Annotated in this window: 19 protein-coding genes, 1 other RNA gene, 3 pseudogenes and 1 riboswitch; of the genes and pseudogenes, 20 read left to right on the top strand and 3 right to left on the bottom strand. The window is 64.1% G+C overall.

Annotated features, from left to right (window positions below):
- Nucleotides 1-169: 169 nt before the first annotated feature.
- Nucleotides 170-916, bottom strand: coding sequence for an SDR family NAD(P)-dependent oxidoreductase (locus ACRQ5J_RS09835; RefSeq protein ID WP_432382977.1), 747 nt, complete (start codon nucleotides 914-916; stop codon nucleotides 170-172).
- Between the two features lie 129 nt (nucleotides 917-1045).
- Nucleotides 1046-1158, top strand: a riboswitch (ZMP/ZTP riboswitch).
- A gap of 94 nt (nucleotides 1159-1252) precedes the next feature.
- Here ACRQ5J_RS09835 and glyA point away from each other — a divergent pair.
- The 11 genes and pseudogenes from glyA to ACRQ5J_RS09890 all read left to right on the top strand — a co-directional run bounded on the left by glyA (nucleotide 1253) and on the right by ACRQ5J_RS09890 (nucleotide 9980).
- A pseudogene (gene glyA, locus ACRQ5J_RS09840) lies at nucleotides 1253-2499 on the top strand (serine hydroxymethyltransferase).
- A gap of 99 nt (nucleotides 2500-2598) precedes the next feature.
- A pseudogene (gene nrdR / locus ACRQ5J_RS09845) lies at nucleotides 2599-3053 on the top strand (transcriptional regulator NrdR).
- Nucleotides 3054-3146: 93 nt separating this feature from the next.
- The gene (gene pilV, locus ACRQ5J_RS09850; RefSeq protein ID WP_432382979.1) at nucleotides 3147-3683 is read left to right on the top strand and encodes a type IV pilus modification protein PilV; all 537 of its coding nucleotides are present in this window, start codon (nucleotides 3147-3149) and stop codon (nucleotides 3681-3683) included.
- The gene (locus tag ACRQ5J_RS09855) at nucleotides 3680-4531 is read left to right on the top strand and encodes a PilW family protein (protein ID WP_432382981.1); all 852 of its coding nucleotides are present in this window, start codon (nucleotides 3680-3682) and stop codon (nucleotides 4529-4531) included. Before pilV ends, ACRQ5J_RS09855 begins: the two co-directional genes overlap by 4 nt.
- A 30-nt stretch (nucleotides 4532-4561) precedes the next feature.
- Nucleotides 4562-5122, top strand: a complete 561-nt coding sequence (locus ACRQ5J_RS09860; protein ID WP_432382982.1) for a pilus assembly PilX family protein — start codon at nucleotides 4562-4564, stop codon at nucleotides 5120-5122.
- A complete protein-coding gene (locus ACRQ5J_RS09865) occupies nucleotides 5119-5277 on the top strand; it encodes a hypothetical protein (RefSeq protein WP_432382984.1) in 159 nt (52 codons plus the stop codon). The genes ACRQ5J_RS09860 and ACRQ5J_RS09865 overlap by 4 nt, the downstream gene beginning before the upstream one ends.
- Nucleotides 5261-7042 (top strand): pilus assembly protein, encoded by a 1782-nt coding sequence (locus ACRQ5J_RS09870; RefSeq protein ID WP_432382986.1) that lies wholly within the window; start codon nucleotides 5261-5263, stop codon nucleotides 7040-7042. The genes ACRQ5J_RS09865 and ACRQ5J_RS09870 overlap by 17 nt, the downstream gene beginning before the upstream one ends.
- A complete protein-coding gene (locus ACRQ5J_RS09875; protein WP_432382988.1) occupies nucleotides 7039-7485 on the top strand; it encodes a type IV pilin protein in 447 nt (148 codons plus the stop codon). The genes ACRQ5J_RS09870 and ACRQ5J_RS09875 overlap by 4 nt, the downstream gene beginning before the upstream one ends.
- The gene (locus ACRQ5J_RS09880) at nucleotides 7482-8198 is read left to right on the top strand and encodes a GspH/FimT family pseudopilin (protein ID WP_432382990.1); all 717 of its coding nucleotides are present in this window, start codon (nucleotides 7482-7484) and stop codon (nucleotides 8196-8198) included. The genes ACRQ5J_RS09875 and ACRQ5J_RS09880 overlap by 4 nt, the downstream gene beginning before the upstream one ends.
- A gap of 43 nt (nucleotides 8199-8241) precedes the next feature.
- Nucleotides 8242-9336 (top strand): bifunctional diaminohydroxyphosphoribosylaminopyrimidine deaminase/5-amino-6-(5-phosphoribosylamino)uracil reductase RibD, encoded by a 1095-nt coding sequence (ribD, locus tag ACRQ5J_RS09885; protein ID WP_432382992.1) that lies wholly within the window; start codon nucleotides 8242-8244, stop codon nucleotides 9334-9336.
- An 8-nt stretch (nucleotides 9337-9344) separates the two neighbouring features.
- Nucleotides 9345-9980: a riboflavin synthase gene (locus ACRQ5J_RS09890; protein WP_432382994.1), complete on the top strand. Its 636-nt coding sequence runs from the start codon at nucleotides 9345-9347 to the stop codon at nucleotides 9978-9980.
- Here ACRQ5J_RS09890 and ACRQ5J_RS09895 read toward each other — a convergent pair whose 3' ends face one another.
- A complete protein-coding gene (locus ACRQ5J_RS09895) occupies nucleotides 9981-10364 on the bottom strand; it encodes a c-type cytochrome (RefSeq protein WP_432382996.1) in 384 nt (127 codons plus the stop codon).
- 161 nt (nucleotides 10365-10525) lie between these two features.
- Here ACRQ5J_RS09895 and ribBA point away from each other — a divergent pair, with 161 nt between their 5' ends.
- The 5 genes from ribBA (at nucleotide 10526) to ACRQ5J_RS09920 (ending at nucleotide 14507) form a co-directional block, all read left to right on the top strand.
- Nucleotides 10526-11638: a bifunctional 3,4-dihydroxy-2-butanone-4-phosphate synthase/GTP cyclohydrolase II gene (gene ribBA / locus ACRQ5J_RS09900; protein ID WP_432382997.1), complete on the top strand. Its 1113-nt coding sequence runs from the start codon at nucleotides 10526-10528 to the stop codon at nucleotides 11636-11638.
- 24 nt (nucleotides 11639-11662) lie between these two features.
- Nucleotides 11663-12151 (top strand): 6,7-dimethyl-8-ribityllumazine synthase, encoded by a 489-nt coding sequence (gene ribH, locus ACRQ5J_RS09905; RefSeq protein ID WP_432382999.1) that lies wholly within the window; start codon nucleotides 11663-11665, stop codon nucleotides 12149-12151.
- An 18-nt stretch (nucleotides 12152-12169) separates the two neighbouring features.
- On the top strand, nucleotides 12170-12640 hold the full coding sequence (gene nusB / locus ACRQ5J_RS09910) for a transcription antitermination factor NusB (protein WP_432383001.1): 471 nt from the start codon (nucleotides 12170-12172) through the stop codon (nucleotides 12638-12640).
- 97 nt (nucleotides 12641-12737) lie between these two features.
- On the top strand, nucleotides 12738-13457 hold the full coding sequence (locus ACRQ5J_RS09915; RefSeq protein ID WP_432383003.1) for a hypothetical protein: 720 nt from the start codon (nucleotides 12738-12740) through the stop codon (nucleotides 13455-13457).
- 60 nt (nucleotides 13458-13517) lie between these two features.
- Nucleotides 13518-14507: a DUF4351 domain-containing protein gene (locus ACRQ5J_RS09920; protein ID WP_432383004.1), complete on the top strand. Its 990-nt coding sequence runs from the start codon at nucleotides 13518-13520 to the stop codon at nucleotides 14505-14507.
- 45 nt (nucleotides 14508-14552) lie between these two features.
- On the opposite strand, the gene ACRQ5J_RS09925 is transcribed toward ACRQ5J_RS09920, so the two are convergent.
- Nucleotides 14553-15404 carry a transglycosylase SLT domain-containing protein gene (locus ACRQ5J_RS09925; protein ID WP_432383006.1) on the bottom strand — a complete coding sequence of 284 codons (852 nt, stop codon included), beginning with the start codon at nucleotides 15402-15404 and terminating at the stop codon, nucleotides 14553-14555.
- Nucleotides 15405-15935: 531 nt separating this feature from the next.
- On the opposite strand from ACRQ5J_RS09925, the pseudogene ubiD reads away from it, so the two are divergent.
- The 4 genes and pseudogenes from ubiD to ACRQ5J_RS09945 all read left to right on the top strand — a co-directional run bounded on the left by ubiD (nucleotide 15936) and on the right by ACRQ5J_RS09945 (nucleotide 20788).
- A pseudogene (ubiD, locus tag ACRQ5J_RS09930) lies at nucleotides 15936-17419 on the top strand (4-hydroxy-3-polyprenylbenzoate decarboxylase).
- Nucleotides 17420-17434: 15 nt separating this feature from the next.
- An RNA gene (gene ffs / locus ACRQ5J_RS09935) (signal recognition particle sRNA small type) lies at nucleotides 17435-17533 on the top strand.
- Nucleotides 17534-17652: 119 nt separating this feature from the next.
- A complete protein-coding gene (gene dnaX, locus ACRQ5J_RS09940; RefSeq protein WP_432383007.1) occupies nucleotides 17653-20427 on the top strand; it encodes a DNA polymerase III subunit gamma/tau in 2775 nt (924 codons plus the stop codon).
- Between the two features lie 34 nt (nucleotides 20428-20461).
- Complete coding sequence (locus ACRQ5J_RS09945) at nucleotides 20462-20788, top strand: YbaB/EbfC family nucleoid-associated protein (RefSeq protein ID WP_432383008.1); 327 nt, start codon at nucleotides 20462-20464, stop codon at nucleotides 20786-20788.

Raw genomic sequence — 20788 nt, forward strand, 5'->3', positions numbered from 1 at the left:
GCCGAACGATAGTAAAGCGGCTTCCTTGCCGGTTGCCAAGGATTGTAACAATGCCTTACGAAATTATTTCGTGCCCAGCCTCACTAACGTCGTTCCCGCGCAGGCGGGAACCCATAGAGCGCCGACCGGCAAGCGAAGCATGGGTTCCCGCCTGCGCGGGAACGACGGGTCAGGTGCTGCGTTTGATGTTGAGGGCGCCGTAGCCCTGGCAAGTCGGCATCATGTCAATGCGGTTGATGTTGACATGCGGCGGCAGCGTGGCGATCCAGTACGCCGTGTTGGCGATATCCTCGGCGGTCAGCGGCGTGGTGCCCTCGTAGACCTTGGCAGCGGCAGCATCATCCTTCAGGCGCACGTTGGAGAACTCGGTGCCGCCGCACAGCCCCGGCGCCAGGTTGGTGGTGCGCACGCCGGTGCCGACCAGGTCGGCGCGCAGGTTCTGCGTGAACTGGTTGACGAAAGCCTTGGTGGCGCCGTAGACGTTGCCGCCCGGGTAGGGCGTGGAACCGGCGATCGAGCCGATGTTGATGATGGTGCCGCTGCCGCGCTGCACCATGTCGGGCAGAATCGCGCGGGTCATCGCCACCAGCCCGCTGATGTTGGTGGCGATCATCGTGTCCCAGTCTTCCAGCGACGAGGTGTGGGCGGGCGTAACGCCCAGCGCCAGGCCGGCGTTATTAATTAGCACGTCGATGGCGCGCCACTCGGCCGGCAGGCCGTCCAGCGCGGCCTGGATCGAGGCCTTGTCGGTGACGTCCAGCACGATCGGGCGGACCGCGTCGCCCAGTTCGGCGGCCAGCGCCTGCAGACGGTCTTCGCGGCGGCCGCTGATCAGGACCTTGTGGCCGTTGTTGGCAAAGAGGCGGGCCATCGCGGCGCCGAAGCCGGCGCTGGCGCCGGTGATGAAGACGATCATGGTCTGTCCTTGTATCGGTGAAAAGATGGACAAAATTGTAGCCGCAAACGCCGCCAGCGGTTGTCTTGCCTTTACTGCAACTCATTTTCTTGCTCAAATCTGGCGCATCCAATACAATCTGGCTTCCATTACGTCTCACGTAACTGGCGAAAAGCTGGAACCAGCCTTGCGGCCGGTCGGCGAAAGGTGGGCATCCACCGGGAAACGTGAGATTTCAACAGCCGTTCGCCTGGGCAGCCCTCGATGGAAAGCACGAAGAGGCTGCCGGTCCGCTATGGCTTCTCTCTTTCGATCCAACTGCCAGTAACAAGTTACTCATTCGATTGGAGTTTTTTCATGTTCGCAAAAGACCACACCCTCGCCAGCGTTGACCCGGAGCTGTTCGGCGCCATTCAAAACGAAAACACCCGCCAGCACGACCACATCGAGCTGATCGCATCGGAAAACTACACCTCGCCGGCCGTGATGGAAGCGCAAGGCTCGCAGCTGACCAATAAATACGCCGAAGGCTATCCAGGCAAGCGCTACTACGGTGGCTGCGAATATGTCGACGTCGTCGAGCAACTGGCGATCGACCGCGTTAAAAACTGTTCGGCGCCGAAGCCGCCAACGTCCAGCCTAACTCGGGTTCGCAAGCCAACCAGGGTGTGTTCTTCGCCGTGCTGAAACCGGGCGACACCATCATGGGCATGTCGCTGGCCGAAGGCGGCCACCTGACCCACGGCATGCCGCTGAATATGTCCGGCAAATGGTTCAACGTCGTTTCCTACGGCCTGACCGCTGAAGAGGACATCGACTACGCCGCCATGGAAGCGCTGGCCAAGGAACACAAGCCTAAGCTGATCATCGCCGGCGCCTCGGCGTTCTCGAAAAAGATCGACTTCGAGCGCTTTGCCGCCGTCGCCAAAGCGGTGGGTGCGTACTTCATGGTCGACATGGCCCACTACGCCGGCCTGATCGCCGCCGGCCTGTATCCTAACCCGGTGCCGCACGCCGACTTCGTCACCTCGACCACGCACAAATCGCTGCGCGGCCCGCGCGGCGGCATCATCCTGATGAAGGCCGAGCACGAGAAAGCCATCAACTCGGCGATCTTCCCTGGCATCCAGGGCGGCCCGCTGATGCATGTGATCGCCGGCAAGGCCGTGGCCTTCCAGGAAGCGCTGCAGCCGTCGTTCAAAGAGTATCAGCAGCAAGTGGTGAAGAACGCCGACGTGCTGGCCAAAACGCTGATCAAGCGCGGCCTGCGCATCGTGTCGGGCGGCACCGAGTCGCACGTGATGCTGGTGGACCTGCGTCCGAAGAACCTGACCGGCAAGGAAGCCGAGGCGATCCTGGGTTCGGCCCACATCACCACCAACAAGAACGGCATTCCGAATGATCCGCAGAAGCCATTCGTGACCTCGGGCATTCGCCTGGGTTCGCCAGCGATGACCACCCGCGGCTTCAAGGAAGCGGAAGCGGAACAAGTCGGCAACCTGATCGCGGACGTGCTGGATAACCCGCACGACGCCGCTACCATCGAGCGCGTGAAGGCGGCGGTGAAGGTGCTGGCTGACAAGTTCCCTGTCTACGCCAAGTAATATAACCACGCGTCGTGCCCGCGCAGGCGGGGATCCATACTGAGCATGCGTTCTATGGGTTCCCGCCTGCGCGGGAACGACGGCAACTAAAGCGCCACTATGAAATGTCCGTTCTGCCAGCATGAAGAAACCCAGGTTCTCGATACGCGCGTATCCGAGGAGGGGATTCCATTCGCCGGCGCCGGCGCTGCGGCAAGTGCGACAAGCGCTTTACCACCTACGAGCGGATCGAACTGGTGATGCCGTACGTGGTCAAAAAGAACGGCAGCCGTACCGAATACGCTACCGCCAAGCTGCGCGGCAGCCTGGAACTGGCCCTGCGCAAGCGTCCTGTCGCCGCGCCTGCGGTCGATGCGGCCATTGCGTCGATCGAGGAGAAGCTGCTGACCAGCGGCAAGCGCGAAGTCGACACCGGCTACATCGGCGAGCTGGTGATGCAGGAGCTGAAGCGCCTTGACACCGTGGCCTATATCCGCTTCGCCTCCGTCTACAAAAACTTCGAAGACCTGGCCGAGTTCCAGGACGCGATTGCCGAGGTTGGCAAGAAAAGCTAGCGCACTGCTGGCGCACGTTTGATACACATCATATTCTCTGCAATAGCCGCTGCTAATTTCTAAGGCAGTCTCCCCGACTTGCGGAGGTGTGCCATGCGCGCACGCGGCTTTACCCTGCTGGAAATTCTGATCGCGGTGCTGGTGCTGTCTGTCGGCATCATCGGCGGCGTGGGCCTGCAGCTGGGGGCGCTGCGGGCGCGGCATCAATCGCTGTTGCTGTCGCACGCGACGCAGCTGGCCGCCTCGCTTGCCGAGCGCATGCGCGCCAATCCGTCGCAGTCCGCCACTTATCTCACCTTGAATTACGATGCGCTGGCCGAGCCGTCGCCGGCGGCGCCGTCCTCGTTATGCGACGGCAGCGCTTGCGACGCGGCGCAACTGGCGCAGGCGGACATCTACGACGCCAAGGTGCTGGCGCGGCAGCACCTGCCCGCCGGCCGTGTGCTGATTTGCCGCGACGCCGGCTTGTGGAGCGGCGGCAAGCTGAGTTGGGACTGCTCGGGCGGCGTGGCCACACCGCTGGTGGTGAAGGTCGGCTGGCGCGGCAAGCATCCGGACGGCACGCCGCAAACTGATGCGGCCGGCGGCTATCCGCCCGGCGTGGCCATGGCCGTGGGAGCCTGGCCATGAAGCCCGCTGCCTGCGGCGGCTGGGGCGTGGTGGAATTCCTGATCGCCATCGCGCTCGGCTTGCTGATTACTTTGCTGGGCAGCGGCCTGTTGGTGGCGTCCAGCAGCAACTACCGCAATCACAGCGACAACGCCTGGCTGGCCGATGGCGGGCGCTACGCCTTGTCGGTCATCGGGCAGGCGGTGCGGCACGGGGCTTACGTCAACTGGGACAGCGAGGTGGCGGCTGAAGAGCCGGAGACGGCGTCTGTGGCAGGACTCGATGCGGCCAGTATCAGCCGCAATGCCGAAGGCATCAGCGATCCCTTGCCGCCGGTGGCGCATGGCAGCGACGTGCTGGCCTTGCGCTTTGCCGGCGCGGATGACGGCGCCACCATTAATTGCGCTGGCTTCGCCGTGCCGGCCGGCGTGCGCGGCTGGAGCATCTTCTACGTGGCCGCCGATGCTGGCGGCGAGCCTGAGCTGCGCTGCAAGTATCGCGGCGCCGCGGGCTGGGGCGCGGATGCGGTGGTGCGCGGCGTCGAGTCGTTCCAGGTGCTGTATGGCGTCGATACCGATGTGCCGCCAGATGGCGTCCCCAACACCTATGTGAACGCTACAGCGGTGACTGCGGCCGATGCGTGGAAACGCGTGTGCAGCGTCAAGCTGGCGTTGCTGTTGCGCGGCGCGTTCAATTCGCGCGCGGATACGGTGCCGGGCCGCTTCGATCTGTTTGGGCCGGCGTATGCCGATGCGCATCCGGAGGATGTGGGCGTGCGGGTGGCGGAGGCGAGCCTGCCGGCGGCCGAGAAGTTGCGCGCGCGGCGTGTGTTCAGCTTGACGGTGGCGTTGCGCAATCGGGATGGGTGAATCATGGGCCGGCAACGAGGGATTGCGCTATTGGTCAGCCTGATGCTGCTGCTCATGGTGATGCTGCTGGGGGTGTCGGCGGCGCAGTTGGCGCTGCAAGGGGAGAAGGCTGCGCGTGGCGAGCGCGATAGGGATGTCGCGTTCGTCGCGGCGGAAGGGGGCTTGATGGATGCGGAGCGCGACATTGAGGACAGCGGCGATTCGGCGCGGCGCGTGGCGTTCGAGGGCGGCGATGGGTTTGCCGATGGCTGTGCGGGTGGCGGCGTTGGCTTGCGCAAGCGGGCTGCGGCCGGCGAGGCGCCGGTCTGGCAGGCGGTGGATTTGTCCGGCGCGACCGATGGTGGTGCTTGTACCGCAACCCATGGGACTTACACCGGAGCGCTGCTGCCCGCTGGTGAAGGATTCCTGCCGTTCAAGAAACCGCGTTATCTGGTTGAGAGGATGGCGTGCCATCAGCCTGGCGATGATGCTTCAGCAGATGCGGCGCCGAAGTATTGTTATCGTGTGACCGCGATCGGCTTCGGCGCGCGGCAGGAGACGGAGGCGGTTTTGCAGAGTGTGTTCCGCAAGCCGGAAAAGGAGGCACCATGAACGGTTTGATGGAATGCGTAGGGCGGCTGCTGGTCACGCTGCCCACTCTTGTGCCGGCTGGCGCCCTGGCGGCAGACGCGCCCGAGCCAGCGCCCGGATCGGCGCCGCAGCAGACGGTGGTCATCGACAGTTCTGCCGGTGGCTGCGGCCTGTGACGCTGGGACTGCGAATGGACCGGCGCTGCTGGCGCGCACGCCCGCCGCAGTTGAGCTTTACCAGGCGAGCGCGAGTGTTGGCCACTGGGGCGGCCATTTTTCGCGCTACATGGTGTCCGGTGGCGGCGTCACGGCGTCGACGTTGGCTTGGGACGCTGGCGCCATTCTGACCGGCACGTCCGCCAGGCCGCCGACGCCTGCGCCGGCGCAGCGCAAGATTTACACGGCCATCGTCCAGCCCGGCGGCGCGCTGGAAATGGTGCCGTTTGCCTGGCCAGCGCTGTCGCCGTCACAGCAGGCCATGCTCAACCTGGAAGACAACTTCGGTGAGCAGCGACTGGCCTATCTGCGCGGCGAGCGCACGCGCGAAGGCGCACCATTCCGCAAACGCAGCAGCATCCTGGGCGACGCGATCCACAGCACACCGCTGTACGCCGCATTGGATGCCAGGCGGGCGGTCGTCTATCTCGGCGCCAACGACGGTATGCTGCACGCCTTCGACGCCGGCACCGGCATCGAATTATTCGCCTACGTTCCGGACGCACTGATAGCGCATCTGCATCACCTGACCAATCCCGCCTACCGACATCGCGCCTATGTGGATGGCCCCGCCATTTTGGGCGGCAGCAAGAAGAACATTCTCATCTCGGCCATGGGCGGCGGCGCGAAAGGCGTGTTTGCGCTGGATGTGTCCGATCCATACAGCGGTCCCGGTGCGCTATGGGAATTCACCGGCAGCCACGATCCTTTGATGGGCAATGTCATCACCGTCCCGCAGACCGCCCAAGTGCGCGTGAGCAAAGAGATGGTGCGCCGCTTCGCCATCATCGCCAACGGCCTGAATGCCGACGGCGGCGCGCTCTTCCTGCTGGCGCTCGACAAACCAGCCGGCGACGCCTGGCAGCTCGACAGCAACTACCACCGCATCAAGCTCAAGGAGGACGGACTGAGCGCGCCGGTCCTGCTTAATGGCAGTGATGGCCTTCTGCGCTACGCCTATGCGGGCGATCTGCAAGGCAATGTGTGGCGCTTCGATTTCACGGCCGCCGCGCCATGGATGCCCACCAGGTTTTTCACCGCCCGCGACGCCGGCGGCACGCCTCAGCCGATCACCGAGCAGCCATTGCTCGCATATGCCCAAGGTGGCGGCTACATGATTCTGTTCGGCACGGGGCGACTGATTGACATCGCCGACCGCACCAGCAGCGCGCAGCAATCCTACTACGCGCTCATCGACAATCTGCAAGACACCATCAGCGGCCGCGGTCAACTGACGCAGCGCTTCCTCGACGGTGGCGACATGCCGATGGAGCCTGGCAGCAAAGGCTGGTTCATCGATTTCAGCGAGCCAACCGAGCGCAGCATCCAAGCCGGCGTGCTGGCCGACGGCGCGGTGCTGTTCAACACCGTGCTGCCGGGCGCGGACATGTGCGGCCAGACGCGCAGCCGCAGCTATGTCCTGAGCACACTGACCGGCCTGCCCAACGATGGCCGCTTTACCGCGCTGCTGCCTGACAATGGCGCGATCGTTGGCGCCATGTTGCCCGGCTATGCGCCGACGCCGTGGTTGTTGCCGCAGTCGGTCAGCCTTGGGCCGCGCGACGCGCAGGGCAGGATCAGGCAGGAAAAGCACGCAGTTGTGGTGCAAGCCGGCGGACAGGGGCAGGTGGTCGCCACCGGCAGCATGAAGGCGACGCTTGCCGCCGGCAGGCTCAGTTGGCGAGAAATCGCCAACTGGCGCGAACTGCACGAGGCCGCAAAATGAAACGCGCTGGATTCAGCCTGGTCGAGCTGGCCGTGGTGCTGATTATCCTGGCGCTGGCGGCAACGCAAGCGATGCCGGCTTACCAGCAGCACGTGATCCGCACTCGCCGCAACGAGGGACAAGCGGCCCTGATGCGGCTGATGATGCAGCAGGAGCGCTTTCACACGCAATATAACCGCTACATCGCCTTCTCCGCCAATGCGATTGAGCCGGAAGCGCAGCATTTCCGCTGGTGGAGCGGCGCCAATCCGAAGTCCAGCGCGTACGAGGTGGAGGGCAAGGCGTGCGAGGATGAGCCGATAGCATTGTGTATTCAGATCGTCGCCAAGCCGGGTACGGAACTGGTGGACAAGCGCTTCCGCGATGAGAGTTGCGGCACGCTCACGCTGACCAGTACCGGCCTGCGCCTGGCCGCCGGCCCGGCGACAGGGTGCTGGCCATGAACCCGCGCCCGATTATCGCCACACCGCCAGCCGCCGCGGCGCGGCCAGCCACCGGCGCGCCGCTCGCAGGCGCTCCTGCTACGCCGGCCGCAGCATCACGCGCGCAGCGCGCCGGATTCACCGCCGTGCCGGGCAGGGCGCTTGCGGGGCGGACCGGGGCGGCCATTGCGCTGGTCGCTGGACTCACGCTGATCGAACTGCTGGTTGTGGTGGTGCTCGCATTGGTATTGCTGGGGGCCGCCGCGCCATCTTTCACTGACGCTTTGCAGCGCATGCGGTTGCAGGCGGCGGTCAACGATCTGCAAGCCGGCATTGACCTGACGCGGTCGCAAGCCATTGCCCGCGGCGGCAAAGTGCTGATGGCGCCACTGGAAGCAAGCGGCGTCAACTGGCAAAGTGGCTGGGCCATCTTTATCGACCATAACGGCAACCGTCGGCCAGACGCCGGCGAACCGCTGCTGTATCGCCATGACCCGCTGCGCAACGACATCAGCATCACTTCCAAATTCACCTCCGGCAACGCGCCAAGCTATATCGCCTACAACGCCGCCGGCCGCACGTGCAGCGCCGCCAGCAGCCTGACCGCGCGCTGGGGCGCGCTGTCGCTCAAACAAGGCGAGCACGCGCGCAAGATCATCATCAATATGCTGGGCCGTGTGCGCGTCTGCGATCCCGGCCCCGACGGCGAGGGTTGCTCCGGCGCAGCCGAGTGAACTAAGCTTTATAATGGCGCGAAATTAATTCGGCAGGAATATTGTGGAAATCAGCAACGATCTGGAAGGCATGGCACTGGCGCTGGAATGGGCGGCCAAGGGCTTGTACACCACGGCGCCAAACCCGCACATCGGCTGCGTGATCGTGCGCGATGGCGTGGTCATCGGCGCTGGCGTCACCCAACAGGCCGGCAGCGACCACGCCGAAATCCAGGCGCTGAAGGACGCGCAGGCACGCGGCCACGACGTGCGCGGCGCCACTGCCTACGTTACGCTGGAGCCGTGCAACCACCACGGCCGCACGCCGCCGTGCTCGGACGCGCTCGTGCGCGCCGGCCTCGGCCGCGTGGTCGCCGCGATGGAAGATCCGAATCCGCTGGTGGCGGGGCAGGGCCTGGCCAAGCTGGCCGCCAACGGCATCGACACCAGCGTCGGCCTGTTGGCCGGGCAAGCTTATGAATTGAATATCGGCTTCTTTTCGCGCATGACGCGCGGCCTGCCATGGGTGCGCATGAAGACCGCTGCCAGCCTGGACGGCATGACCGCGCTGCACAACGGCGTCAGCCAGTGGATCACCGGGCCGGCGGCGCGCGCCGACGGCCATCACTGGCGCGCACGCGCGTGCGCCATCCTGACCGGCATCGGCACCGTCAAGGCCGACGACCCGCAACTGAACGTGCGCGCCGTCGAGACGCCGCGCCAGCCGCGCCGCATCGTGGTCGACAGCAAGCTTGAAATTGACCTGTCCGCCAAGATATTGGCGGGAGGCGGCACCTGGATCGCCGCCGCCGTTGCCGATCCGGACAAGGAAGCGGCGCTGGCCGCCGCCGGCCACGAGGTCCTGATGCTGCCGAACGCTTCCGGCAAGGTGGACTTGCCGGAGCTGATGCGCGAGCTGGGCCGCCGCCAGATCAACGAGTTGCACGTCGAGGCCGGAGGCAAGCTGAACGGCTCGCTGATCCGCGCGGGCTGCGTCGACGAACTGCTGGTCTACCTGGCGCCGGCGCTGATCGGCGACGCGCAAGGCATGTTTGCGCTGCCTGCGTTGAGCGACCTGAAGGACAAGAAACTGTTGAAATTTCACGAGGTAAAGCAGATCGGCGACGATCTGCGGCTCCTTGCCCGATTTACTCATTAGGAAAAATTATGTTTACTGGTATCGTCGCCGCTGTCGGCAAAATTGAATCGGTGAAGCCGCTCGAAGGCGGCTCGTTTGCGGGCGTGCGCCTGGACATCAATGCCGGCGGCCTGCCGCTGGCCGACGTCAACCTCGGCGACTCGATCGCCATCAACGGCGCCTGCATGACAGTGATCGACAAGGACGCCAGCAATTTCCGCGTCGACGTCTCGCGCGAGAGCCTGAACAAGACCGTCGGCCTCGACACGCTGACCGAGGTCAACCTGGAAAAGGCGCTGACGCTGAACGAGCGCCTCGGCGGCCACCTGGTGTCCGGCCACGTGGACGGCCTGGGCGTGGTGCGCAAGTTCGAGCCGGTGGGCGAGTCGTGGGAGCTGGTGGTCGAGGCGCCGCACGAGCTGGCCAAATTCCTGGCGTACAAGGGCTCGATCGTGGTCAACGGCGTGTCGCTGACGGTCAACCGCGTCACCGACATCGGCGCCGGCGCCGACCTGGTGTGCCAGTTCTCTATCAACTTGATTCCGCACACGATCGCCGTTACCACGCTGAAGCATCTGGCCGTGGGCGCCAAGGTCAACCTGGAAATCGACCTGATCGCCCGCTACGTCGAGCGCATGGTGTCGGTCGGCGCGGCCGCCAAGTAATCAGCGGCCGGGCGGCGGCGACAGGCTGCGCAGGTAGGCGATCAGCGCAGCGCGCTCGGCCTTGCTGCGCACGCGGTAGTCCATGTTCTGGCCGGGGATGAATTGTTCAGGATCGCTCAGCCAGCGGTCGAGCGCCTCGGCGTCCCATTGCACATCGGCCTTGCGCAGCGCGCGCGAGTAGTCGTAGCCCTTGATGCTGCCGGCGCGGCGGCCGAACACGCCGCGATGGCGCGGGCCGGTCTCTTCGGTGTCGAGCGCGTGGCATTCCGTGCAACGTTGCTGCCAGATGCGCTGTCCCTGGGCGATTTGCCGGCTGACTTGCGCTTGCGCCGTCCCCGCCAGGAACAGGATGGCCAACGCTGCCGCAGCTGCCTGAGCGAACATGGAACTCCCCGAAGGATGAGATTGTTTGCAAGATTATCACGCGGCAGCGTTAAAAATCTGTCGTTTGGCGGATAAAAGCGGCGTTTTGCGGTGGGGATGGCGTAAATCCTTTAAAATAGCGGGTTAATGAAATACGCTTGCTCTGTCTTGAAGGATTAAAAATGTCAATTTCCAGCACCGAAGAAATCGTCGCCGAATTGCGCGCTGGCCGCATGGTGATCCTGGTCGATGAAGAAGACCGGGAAAACGAAGGCGATCTGGTGCTCGCGGCCGACTTCGTCACGCCGGAAGCCATCAACTTCATGGTCAAATACGCGCGCGGCCTGGTGTGCCTGACGCTGACCGAGGAACGCTGCAACCAGCTTGAGCTGTCGATGATGTCGTCGAAAAACGGCACCGCCTTCGGCACCAACTTCACCGTCTCGATCGAGGCGGCCGAGGGCGTGACCACCGGCATCTCGGCGGCCGACCGCGCCAAGACCATTCAGGTGGCCGTGGCCAAGGACGCGCAGCCGTCGGACATCGTCCAGCCGGGCCACATCTTCCCGCTGAAGGCGCAAAAGGGCGGCGTGCTGATGCGCGCGGGCCACACCGAGGCCGGCTGCGACCTGACCGCCATGGCCGGCCTGACGCCGGCGTCGGTGATCTGCGAGATCATGAAGGACGACGGCACCATGGCGCGCCTGCCGGACCTGCTGGAGTTCGCCAAGGAACACAATCTGAAGATCGGCACCATCGCCGACCTGATCCACTATCGCAGCCGGCACGAGTCGCTGGTGGAGAAGGCCGGCGAGCGTACGCTGAAGACCGCCCATGGCGACTTCCGCATGATCGCCTACCGCGACAAGCCGAGCGGTTCGGCCCACCTGGCGCTGGTGCACGGCGAAATCCAGAAAGGCAAGGAAACGCTGGTGCGCGTGCACCAGCCGGTATCGATCCTGGACGTGCTGGAATCGGAAGCGACCACCCACTCGTGGAACCTGTCGTCGTCGATGGCCGCCATCAAGGCCGCCGACAGTGGCGTCATCGTGCTGCTGAACTGCGAGGAAACCGCCGAGCAGTTCTTCACCCAGTTCGAGGCGCTGTGCAATCCGGTCGACGCCAAGCCGAAGGGCCGCGCCGCCAGCATGGACCTGCGCAGCTACGGTATCGGCGCGCAGATCCTGCGTGAAGTCGGCGTATGCAAGATGCAGCTGCTGGCCAGCCCGCGCAAGATGCCGTCGATGACCGGCTTCAATCTGGAAGTGACCGGCTACGTCGCCAAACCTAACTAATTAACCAACATATAAGAGGCCATCATGACCGTAGGAAGCTACGAAACCAATCTGAACGGCGAAGACCTGCGCATTGGCGTGGTACAAGCCCGTTTTAACGAAGATGTCTGCCACGGCCTGCTGTCGGCCTGCCTGGCCGAGCTCAAGCACCTGGGCGTGGCGGACGAGGACATCCTGCACGTGACCGTGCCGGGCGCGCTGGAAGTGCCGCTGGTGCTGCAAAAAATGGCCGAGTCGCAGCAGTTCGACGCGCTGATCGCGCTGGGCGCGGTGATACGCGGCGAGACTTACCACTTCGAGCTGGTGTCGAACGAGTCGGGCGCGGGCATCACCCGTATCGGCCTGGACTACGGCATCCCGATCGCCAACGCCATCCTGACCACCGAGAACGACGAGCAGGCCGAAGTGCGCATGGCCGTCAAAGGCGCCGACGCCGCGCGCGTGGCCGTCGAGATGGCCAACCTGACCATCGCCCTGGAAGAGCTGAACCAGGATCAGGGCGACGACGAGTAAACACAAGAAGGTAATAAGATGACTGATAAGACTACCCACGCCAACCCGAGCAAGAACCGCACGCCGCGCCACCGCGCGCGCGAGTTCGCGCTGCAGGGCTTGTACCAGTGGCTGCTGAACAATGAGTCCGCGTCGACGGTGGTGAACCATATCCGCGGCGCCCACGGTTTCGACAAGGCCGACGCCGAGCACTTCACGGTGCTGCTGAATGGCGCCATCGGTTCGTCGGTCGAGCTGCGCGAGATGTTCGCGCCGCTGGTCGATCGCGGCATCAACGAACTGTCGCCGATCGAGCACGCAGTGCTGCTGATCGGTGCTTACGAGCTGAAGAACAACCAGGAAATCCCTTACCGCGTTGTCATCAACGAGGCGGTAGAGCTGACCAAGTCGTTCGGCGGCATCGACGGCCACAAATACGTCAATGGCGTGCTGGACAAGCTGGCAGCCCAGCTGCGTCCGGAAGAAGTAGCGGCCGACAAGAAGCGCTGAGCGCTGGCCGGTATTATCAAAAGCCACCCACGGTAGCGTGCGGTGGCTTTTTTATTTCCCGGTTGACCAGGGCGGGCCGGCCGTACAGAATTGCTTTTTGCTTATCTGGAGCGGCATCATCGACTTGCATAGCCCGGGCTGGCGGCGGCGTGGATGGCTGGTGGTTATCGCCAGCGCGCACGTGCTGGGATTTCTGTTCTGGAAGGCGCCGGCGTTGCCTGTGATGGATGCCGTGCGGCCGCATGCGGCGATCACCTATATTCTGACGCCGTTCAAACCGGCCCCGCCGATCGCAGCGCCGCCGCCTGCGCTGACCCGGCCGTCGGCGCCGCCGTCACGCATGCGGCCGGCGCCAGTGCCAGCGCCGGCGTCTGCCTCCGTCGCGCCGACGCCGCAGGCGATCACCATGCCGGCCGTGCCGGCCGCTGCGCCATCGTCGGAACCAGCGGCGACGGCCGAGACGGCGCCGACCTTGCCGTCCGATCCCTTTGCCGCGGCCAAGCCGCAGGATGACCTCAGGCAGCGCGCCATCAAGAGCGCGGCCGCCGCCGATAAAGCGGCGTTGAAGGAATCGTTTACACAGCGCGACCGCAAGCTGGTCAACGACGACACCGCGCTGGGCATGGCCATCGCCAAGGCCTATCGAGGCGGTGGCACGCGCCAGGTGGAAATCGTCGCGGCAGACGGCAGCCGCATCACCAAATTCATCCTGCCGGGCGGGGCAGAGGTGTGTTATCGCTCGGCCTCCAACAACTTCAGCGGCGGACGCGATCCATTCCGCGACAGCGGCAAAATCGTCGCCAGCTCCTGTCCCTGAATCACACCGGTTTGAACTGGATCAACACGACAGGCTGCGGCGCGGTCGTAGACTGGGCGAATGCCCGCCGCCCGTTACGATCTACCCTGGAAAGCCGCGCTGACGCACGCCTTCAGCGACTTCATGGCCTTCTTCTTTCCCAGTCTTTCTCGCGAGATCGACTGGTCGAAGCGGCCGCGCTTCCGCGACAAGGAGTTGGCAGGCATCAGCTTCGGCGCCGTCACCGACAGCATGGTGGTGGACAAACTGGTGGAGGTCTGCCTGCTCGACGGCAGCGTGCATTGGGTGCTGATACACATTGAGGTACAAACGCAGCGTGATACCTCACTGCCGCGCCGGATACTCGACTACAACTACCGAATCTTCAAACACTATGAGCAGCCGGTAGCGAGCCTGGTGCTTCTGGCAGATGAAGATCCCGGCTGGCGTCCGCATGCATTTCATCATTGCCTGTTAGGGACGGTGATGGGGATCTCCTTTGCCACCGCCAAGCTGCTGGACTACGCTGATTGTATTGATGGCCTGCGAGCGTCGCATAACCCGTTCGCGTTAGTGGCGCTCGCTCATTTGTGCACGCAGCGTGCGCGCCATGATGCGGATCAACTGTACGACGCCAAGTGGCAGCTCACCAAGCTGCTGTTTCAGCATGGATGGCGCAAGGCGCGCATAATCGAAATGTTCAAAGTGATCAACTGGATGATGGTGCTGCCGGCTACGTTACAGGATCATTATTGGCAGTCTGTTCTCAAGTTGGAGAAGGAGCACAAGATGGAATGGATCACCCCATTGGAGCAAATGTTTCTCGATAAAGGAATGCAGAAGGGCCTGAAGCAAGGCTTGAAGCAGGGCCTGGAACAAGGGATTGAGCGGGGGCTGGAACGCGGCCGCCGGGAAGGCGCATTGGCGCTGTTGGAGCGACAGCTCACGCGTTGCTTCGGGCCGCTGCCGAAAACCGCACGCAGCAAGCTGGCGAAAGCCAACCTGGCGCAACTGGAAACGTGGAGCGACGCCTTGCCGGATGCCACATCGCTGAGAGACGTGCTCAAATAAAAAAGCCGCCTGACCAAGGCGGCTTTTTGCAGAGCGGGACGCGGATCAGAGACCGGCGATCTGCGTATCCGTCACCGATTTCTCGGCGGCGGCCACAGGCGCCGCTGGCTTAGGCTGGGCCGCTGCCATCACCGGAGTGATGGTAGGCACTTTCTTGCCTGCCGACACCTGCTTCAGGCGGCTGTACTCAGCCAGTACACGCGCACCGTAGCCATCGTCATGGGCGAAGGCGGCAGCTCCGACGTAGCTCTTCAGGCCGGCTTCGACCGAACCGCCACGCGTCACGTAATCTTTCAGGATCAGCGAGCCGACGCGAATATTGGCTACCGGGTTCAGCGCTGCTTGCAGGCCGCCCATTTCCTGGAATTTCTCATGGTGCACCTTGGACATGACCTGCATCAGGCCCTGCGCGCCCATCGGGCTCTCGGCGAACGGGTTCAGGCCCGATTCAATCGCCATCACGGCCAGGATCAGCAGCGGATCGAGCTTGATCTCGCGTGCCGTCAGGTAAGCGGTAGACACCAGCATATTGGTGGCGTCGCCCGCCACGCGGTAACGTTTGGACAGCCAGCTGGTTACCCACTTCTGCTGTTTTTCGGAGCCCAGCAGGGCCTTGTCCTCGACCGACAGCGATTCGGTGCTGACGCTGGCCGTGGCGGCGGCTGGCGCCTCCATCAGGGCCGACAGCGGCGGCGCCGTCACCGCCGGGATTTCCGGCGCCGGAGCAGGGTTCAGGCTGTCGCTGAGAGCCTTGGCCAGGTCCGGACGGACAAACAGTACTGCCATTACTACCAAAGCGGTCACACCGACGATGGTGAGGGTGTGCTGGGCGGTGGTCAACACGCCCTTTGCCGAAATGCGCGTCGTGGAGAACCACGCGGCTGGCTGGCGAGCCATGAGACGGGCAAACGTAGTTGCGCCGGTGAAGCTATTAATCATAAAGTTCCCCTGAAATGTCCGTAAAAGCGAGTCCCCGCCAGCGTCAGACGCAGCTAAACCGGGTGGTGCTAATGCCGTGCATCAGAAATATTCGTTCGTCGCCGCTGTAGGAAGCGTGCGATGGAACGCCATCATTGCTTGCTTGTTGCTGATCTCTCCAGGTGGAGTCAACCAGAATGCAATACAACTACTTTCGGGGAGGAAGGCAGACGCCTTTTGAAAACACTCCTTAAAATGTCATGTGGAGCCCCGACTCCGTGAATGAATGAGCGACAACTTTTATAGTTCGCATGAGGTCCTGGGACCTGTCCTCTTCAAGTAGGGTGGATTCTAGAAGCTGTTTTATATCAAGTCAATACTAACGCGAACCGTCTTTATAACTTTTAAATCTAGAATTTCGCCTTGTGTTCGGTGGAAAACCAATAAAATCAACCACTTGACCTGTATTTTTAAACAGTACGCTTTAATGTAAGAAAATATTAAAAACCGATGAAATATTCCGATCTGCGAGATTTTATTTCTCAACTGCAAGGAATGGGTGAACTTAAGCCCATTTTGGCCCCCGTTTCGCCGCATTTAGAGATGACCGAGGTATGCGACCGTACCTTGCGCGCTGGCGGACCCGCGCTGCTGTTCCAGCATCCGACCGGGCACAGCATGCCGGTGCTGGCCAATCTGTTCGGCACGCCGCGGCGCGTGGCGCTGGGCATGGGCGCCAGCGACGTCGGCGAACTGCGCAAGATCGGCCACGTGCTGTCGCGCCTGAAAGAGCCGGAGCCGCCGAAGGATTTCAAGGACCTGATGGGCCTGGGCTCGCTGGTGAAGGCCGTGTGGGACATGGCGCCGAAGGAATTGCGCGGCGCGCCATGCCAGGAAATCGTCTGGGAAGGCAACGATGTCGATTTGGCGAAATTGCCGATCCAGCACTGCTGGCCGGGCGACGTCGCGCCGCTGATTACCTGGGGCCTGGTGGTAACCAAGGGACCCAATAAAAAGCGCCAGAATCTGGGCATCTACCGCCAGCAGGTGCTGGGGCCGAACAAGGTCATCATGCGCTGGCTGGCGCACCGCGGCGGCGCGCTGGATTTCCGCGAGCACGCCATCCAGAGCAAGGGCAAGCCGTATCCGGTGTGCGTGGTGCTGGGCGCCGATCCCGCTACTATATTAGGCGCGGTGACGCCGGTGCCGGACAGCCTGTCGGAATACCAGTTCGCCGGCCTGCTGCGCGGCGGCCGCACCGAGCTGGTCAAGGCCATCGGCAGCGAGCTGCGCGTGCCGGCGTCGGCCGAGATCGTACTGGAAGGGCATATCTATCCGGACCAGCATCACCCGTCCGGCTACGAGCACGCGCTGGAAGGGCCGTACGGCGACCACACCGGCTACTATAACGAGCAGGACTGGTTCCCGGTGTTTACTATCGACCGCATCACCATGCGCCGCGACCCGATCTATCACTCGACTTATACCGGCAAACCGCCGGATGAGCCGGCCGTGCTGGGGCTGGCGCTGAACGAGGTCTTCATTCCGCTGCTGCAAAAGCAGTTCTCCGAGATCACCGATTTCCACCTGCCCGCCGAGGGTGCAGCTACCGCATGGCGGTGGTGCAGATTAAGAAGCAGTATGCCGGCCACGCCAAGCGCGTGATGTTCGGCGTCTGGAGCTTCCTGCGCCAGTTCATGTACACCAAGTTCATCGTGGTGGTGGACGAGGACGTCAACATCCGCGACTGGAACGAGGTGATCTGGGCAATCACCACCCGCGTCGATCCGACCCGCGACACCACGCTGGTCGACAACACGCCGATCGATTACCTCGACTTCGCCTCGCCGGTCAGCGGCTTGGGCAGCAAAATGGGCATCGACGCCACCAATAAATGGCCGGGCGAAACCAGCCGCGAGTGGGGCACGGTGATTACCATGTCGCCCGAGGTGAAAACACGTGTCGACCAGATTTGGCAGGAACTGGGGCTGTAAGGTATAATGATGTCTGGCGGGCCCCTGCGCATTGTGGCATGGTCAACCTGGTCAGGTCGGGAACGAAGCAGCCACAGCCGTTCACCATAAGTGCCGCAGATCAGGCTCGCCTCCTTATTCAGAAAAAGCCACGTGCGCTGAGCCGCTACGTGGCTTTTTTCATTTCTACTCAATCCGAGCCCGACTTGTTACAATGGCCGCTTTGGCACTCCGCTATACGGTAAAATCCCAGCATGTCCTATCAAGTCCTCGCCCGTAAATACCGCCCGAAGAACTTCGAAACGCTCGTCGGCCAGGAGCACGTGGTTCGCGCGCTGACACATGCCTTGCATAGCGGCCGGCTGCACCACGCCTATCTGTTTACCGGCACGCGCGGCGTCGGCAAGACCACCTTGTCGCGCATTCTGGCCAAGTCGCTCAACTGCGTCGGTGCCGACGGCACTGGCGGCATCACGGCGACGCCGTGTGGCGTCTGCGAGGCGTGCACGGCCATCGATAGCGGGCGCTTTGTCGATTACATCGAGATGGATGCGGCCTCCAACCGCGGCGTCGACGAGATGGCGCAACTGCTGGAGCAGGCGGTGTATGCGCCGAGCAATGCGCGCTTCAAGGTCTATATGATCGACGAGGTGCACATGCTGACCAACCACGCCTTCAACGCGATGCTGAAGACGCTGGAGGAGCCGCCGGAGCACGTCAAATTTATTCTGGCGACCACCGATCCGCAGAAGATTCCGGTGACGGTGCTGTCGCGCTGCCTGCAATTCAACCTGAAACAGATGCCGCCGGGCCATATCATCGGCCACCTGGAAAATATTCTGGGGCAGGAGGGCATTAGCTTTGAACATCCGGCGCTGCGTCTGCTGGCGACCGGCGCCCACGGTTCGATGCGCGACGCCTTATCGCTGACCGACCAGGCGATCGCCTACGCGGCCGGCGCGGTGACGCTGGATGCGGTGCAGGGCATGCTGGGTGCGCTCGACCAGTCGTATCTGATTCGCCTGCTCGACGCGCTGGCGGCGCAGGATGGCGCCGACCTGCTGGCCGTGGCCGATGAGATGGCCACGCGCAGCCTGTCGTACAACGGCGCTTTGCAGGATCTGGGTACGTTGCTGCACCGGATCGCGCTGGCGCAGACGGTGCCGGCGGCGCTGCCGGAGGATTTGCCGGAATATGCGGACATCGTGCGTCTGGCCGGCTTGTTCGATGCGGAAGAGGTGCAGCTCTATTATCAGATCGCTGTGCATGGCCGCAATGAGCTGGGACTCGCGCCGGATGAGTATGCCGGCTTCTCGATGACCTTGTTACGGATGTTGGCCTTTCGCCCCGGCGTAGGCGGGGCGGAGGGACAACCAGCGGCGGCGCCGGCGGTGTCGCGCCAGGCGGCGATGGCCTCGGCCCGCGCTGCTGCCGGGGCGACGCCGGCGCGCGCGGCGGCCAATGTGCAGGCAAGCCATGCCAGCGTGGTGCCGCCATCCGTGATTGCCGGCGCTGCCGCGATGGCGCGCAACGAGGCTGCGGCCGCCAGCGCCGCGCAAGCGCGCCCGGCTATGCAATCGGCGGCCGCGCCAAACGCCGCACCGTCAGTCGCCGCGTCGACTGCGCAAGCGCCGGCTGCTGTCGCGCCGGCCACGCAAGCCTCGGCCGCAACCGCGCCGAGCGCACAGACACAGGCTGTCGTCGCGCCGAGCGCGCAGACACCGGTTGCCGTCGCACCGGGCGCGGCGTCAGCGGCGCCAATGACGCCGCCAGCACCACCGGCCGCCGCGCCGGCGCCGGCAACTGCGGCGCCGATCAGTACCGCGCGTGCCGCCATCAATGCTGCGCTGGAAGCTGCACGCGCCGCATCCCGCCCGGGCGGGACGCGTCCAGCAAGCGCTGGCGCCACGCCACCGGCTGCCGCGCCCGCAGTAGCGCCGGCTGGCGCCCCATCAGCATCGTCGTCGGGCGCATCATCGGTATCGCAGCAGGGGACACCATCGGCATCGTCGTCGGGCTTACCATCGGCATCCGCGCAGGGAACGCCATCGGCAGCGCGGCCGGGCGCTCCGTCCGCATCGTCCTCGGCTGCACCGTCCGGCTTCGGCGGCGCACCGGGCGGCCCGGCAGCCGCTGTTATGCCGGCGCAGGCTGGCGCCTATACGCCGCCAACGGCCACCGCGGCGGCCGCGCCCAATGCGCAGATGAACGCCGCGCCCGCTCGTCCGGCGCCGTGGGAAGACATGCCGCCAGCCGCAGACGGCGGCGCCGCCGTGCTGGAAGCGCCGGTGCGCGTCGCGCCGCAGCAAGCCGCGCAACAGATCGCGCCGCAGGCCAGGCAGCAGCAAGCCAAGCCGCAACAAGCCGTTGATGAAGACGACCTGCCGCCTTGGGTCACCGAATTTTCCGACGACAGCGCGGTCGCTGCGCCGTCGTCGCATCCATACGCGCCGGCGCCATCGACCGCCCCGGCGGCTTATGGCGGCCAAACGTCCTATGGCGCCCCGACGCCGCACGGCGGCCATGGCGATGACCCCCACGCCATCGCTATGCCGGCCCGCGCTGCGCCAGCGCCGGCCAAGGCGCCATATGCCTACGTCATCACCCCGGTGCAGGAACTGAACTGGGACGGCAACTGGCCTGCCGTCGCCGCCGCGCTGCCATTGCGCGGCACGGCCCAGCAACTGGCGATGCAGGCCGAGATGGTCCGCTGCGGCATCGAAGGCAACGCCGCCGTGTTCACGCTGCGCGTGCCGATCGAAACCTGGCGCACCCCCGGCAACATCGAAAAACTGACCGCCGCGCTGAGCGAACGCTTCGGCCGCCCGGTGCGCGTCGACAGCGAACTGGGCGCCGTCTGGTACACCGCCAGCGCCGAGGCGCAGGCCTACCGCGAGGCCTGCCAGCGCGCCGCCGAAGACACCATCGCCAACGATCCTTTCGTGAACAGCATGATCCGCGAACTGGACGCCTGGGTCGTCCCCGGCTCCATCGTGCCGCCGCCATCCAGCGCGGCAGCGGCTGCCTGATTGCTTCTTTAACTTATAAACGGAGAACTCCATCATGATGAAAAACCAACTGGCCGGCCTGATGAAACAAGCCCAGGCAATGCAGGACAATATGAAAAAGGCCCAGGAATCGCTGGCGCTGATCGAAGTCGAAGGCCAGTCGGGCGCCGGTCTGGTCAAAGTGACCATGACCTGCAAGAACGACGTCAAGCGCGTGCAGATCGACCCGTCGCTGCTGGCCGACGACAAGGACATGCTGGAAGACCTGGTGGCCGCCGCCTTCAACGACGCCGTGCGCAAGGCCGAAGCCACCGCCGCCGAAAAAATGGGTGGCCTGACCTCCGGCCTGAACCTGCCGGCCGGCTTCAAGATGCCTTTCTAA

It is taken from the genome of Duganella sp. P38 (genome assembly GCF_050859475.1).
In the GTDB taxonomy this organism is placed as follows: Bacteria; Pseudomonadota; Gammaproteobacteria; order Burkholderiales; family Burkholderiaceae_D; genus Rugamonas.